This is a genomic window from Palleronia sp. (assembly GCF_042089775.1).
Lineage (GTDB): Bacteria > Pseudomonadota > Alphaproteobacteria > Rhodobacterales > Rhodobacteraceae > Palleronia.
Genome location: NZ_JBELKF010000203.1, coordinates 1 through 3,291 on the forward strand (window position 1 = coordinate 1; position 3,291 = coordinate 3,291).

The 3,291-nt window shown below is 57.0% G+C and carries 1 protein-coding gene; it reads left to right on the plus strand.

The genetic code is table 11. The features are described 5' to 3' along the window. Positions 1-170 precede the first annotated feature (170 nt). Positions 171-3,291, plus strand: a 3,121-nt coding sequence (locus tag ACFDS3_RS19930; RefSeq protein ID WP_375264075.1) for a type ISP restriction/modification enzyme, incomplete at its 3' end; no start/stop codon positions are given.

Here is a 3,291-nt window from a genome sequence, read left to right on the forward strand (position 1 = left end):
TGAACAACGTCCGCTTCGCACACCTATCTTGGTCGTTTTGAATGCAGCACCTCAACTTTCAAACCGACCATTCAATCGCGGCCTCCCGACGCCACTCGCTTTCGTTGTATCCTTGGGCACAACCATCCGCTATTTCTCAAGAAACAAGAACAAGTTGTAGGAGGCGGGCAGTGGACGCAGTCGATCTTGAAAATTTCGCGGACAACCTGAGAGCAAAGTTCGCTCTGCCTGGATCGGCCTCGGCAGAGGACCAGTTGAAGCCTGATGTGGCGGAGCTATTCAAGGCCGCTGGCGCAAAGCTCGGGCTGAATGTTCAAACCAGGACCGAGACGCACCTCCCTGAACATAAGGTCAGACCTGACATAGCGATATATGTCGACGGTCTGATTTGTGGATACGTCGAGTTGAAGGCCCCCGGCTTCGGAGCCGACGCACCGAAGCTGAAAGGTCCCCACAACAAGAAGCAGTGGGCCAAGCTGAAAGGTCTGCCGAACCTAATCTATACGGACGGACGAGAATGGGCGCTCTACCATTCAGGTGAGCGAGCGGAAGGCTGCCCTATCGTAAAGCTGACCGACGATCCGACCGTGAAGGGCAAAGCCGCCATCGGCGGAACCGACTTGGTCGACCTCGCCCGACTGCTAGAGCCGTTCCTGCGCTGGAAGCCTGTTGTGCCACATCAGCCAACACCGCTGGCCCGATACCTCGCACCCCTGACCCGTTTCCTGCGCGGCGAGGTGGAAAATGCACTGTCTCAGAAGGGATCGGCGGTACGGCTGCTCTCGAATGAGTGGCGGCAGTTTCTGTTCCCTGATGCTGACGATGCCAAGTTCGCTGATGCCTATGCCCAGACCGTGACTTACGCGATGCTGCTGGCTCGGCTGTCTGGCGCGACGGAGCTGGACCCGTCACAGGCGGCGAAAACACTGGACGCGAACAATGGTCTGCTGGCTCAGACGCTTAAACTGCTTGGGCAGGAGGCCGCGCGCAATGAACTGGTGGTAGGCTTCGAGTTGCTGCGCCGATCGCTAGAAGCGTTAGATCCAAAAAACTTCCTGAAATCAAAGCCTGACCTCTGGTTGTATTTCTATGAAGACTTCCTTGCCGCTTACGACCCGAAGCTGCGCAAGGATTACGGTGTCTACTATACCCCACGCGAGGTCGTTGAATTGCAGGTTCGCCTCGCTTCGGAGCTTCTGGAAAAGAGGTTCGATAAAAAGCTTGGCTTTGCCGATGATGGCGTCGTGTTTCTTGATCCCGCTGTAGGCACCGGGACCTATCCCGTCGCGGCTGTGAAACATGGGTTGGAAAAGGTGCGCAAGCGCTCTGGCCCTGGCGCGGTCGCAGCTCGAGCGCGACAGATGGCCGGGAACATGCACGGGTTCGAGGTGCTTGTCGGCCCCTATGCCGTTGCTCACCTGCGGCTGACACAGGCGCTGGAAGGCGCGATGAACGACGCCAAGGAAGCGGCAGGCGAGCCGGAGGAGAAACTCGGCAAGCGGCTGAACATCTACCTAGCCGACACGCTGTCGAGTCCCAATAAAGCCCCGCCGGGCGGTCTTGATCTGACGCACAAGGCTCTCACGCTGGAACACGAGGCTGCGCGGCGAGTGAAGCAGAATGGTGACATACTCGTATGCCTTGGCAACCCGCCCTATGACCGACAGAGGCGTAACCAAGATGGCACGAAAGCAAACAAAGGCGGGTGGGTTCGGTTCGGTGACCAGATCGCTGGGGGAGCGAAGCAACAGAAACAGGGCGAGCCGCCAATCTTTGAGAACTTCCTAAAGCCCGCCCGGGACGCCAAGAAAGGCGTAAGTTTGCAGGTAATCTTTAATGATTATGTCTACTTCTGGCGCTGGGCACTCTGGCGGATGTTTGAAAAGCAGACGCGCGGGGGTATTATCAGCTTCATCACAGCTTCTAGCTATCTTGTCGGACCCGGCTTTGTTGGCATGAGGGAAGCTATGCGCCGCAACTTCGACGAGTTGTGGATAATCGATTTGGGCGGGGACAATCTTGGCGCGAGAAAGACGCCAAATGTTTTTTCCATTCAGATACCTGTTGCGATTGCGATAGGCGTGCGTGGCGATAAGCCCGACCCTGCTACACCTGCCAAAGTCCGCTATACGAAGATTGATGCAGCCTCCCGCAACTTGAAGCTAAGGGAAATTGCGGGACGGGTGGATCTTTCGGCCTTCGATTGGAAGGATTGTTCCGAAGAATGGCAAGCCCCTATGATGCCCATTGGCACGGGTGCCTACTTCGACTGGCCGAAAGTTGTTGATTTATTCCCCTATCATACTGCCGGGGCGGTCTATTATCGCAGCTGGCCGATTGGCGAGACTGAAGAGGTACTTTCAGCGCGGTGGAATTTGCTTAGCGGAGCTAAGGGACAAGATAGGAAATCGCTGTTTAAGGAAACGCGAGACAGGAAGATTACCCACGTTGCGCGCGGTGCCGACTTACCAGGGTATTCCGAGCCGCCGATCTGTGAGCTGAAAGCCGACAGCCCTCCCCCAAAGTCTGTCCGGTATGGGTATCGGTCTTTTGACCGGCAATATTCGTTTTATGATGTGCGTGTTGGTGACTACATCCGCCCAACTTTGGGACGTATCGCGAGCGAGAATCAGACCTTCCTCATTTGCCCAGACTCTCTTGTTTGCGGCAATGGGCAAATTTGTTCGGTGTCCCCTGACATCCCGGACCAACATTTCTTTCGGGGCTCTTTCGGCGGCAAAGACGTGATCCCCCTCTATCGAGATGCCGCCGGGGCCGAACCGAACGTGACCGCCGGCCTACTGGACGCACTCGGGAAGGAATACGGCACCACGCCTTCGCCTGAGGATTTGGCCGCCTACGTTTATGCGCTACTTGGCGGCCAGTCTTACAGCCGACGCTTCTGGAATGAGCTTGAAACACCTGGCCCGCGCGTTCCCTTGACGAAGGATGGCGCGACCTTTGCTGAGGCGGCGAAGCTCGGACGCAAGCTGATCTGGTTGCATACCTATGCCGAACGTTTCCAAGGCGAAGGGCACGGTAATGAGGTTCCGCAGGGCAAGGCGACGACAATAAAGGGCGTGTCGTCCGACCCGGAGCACTACCCTGAGGAATATTCTTACAACCCAGCGGAACGTGAGATTGCGGTGGGTGATGGCCGCTTCGGCCCGGTTGCGCCCGAAGTCTGGGAATTTGAGGTGTCTGGCCTTGCAGTCGTAAAGTCGTGGCTTGGCTATCGGATGAAGAAGCGGGCCGGTAAGAAGTCTTCCCGGCTGGACGACGAGCGGCCCG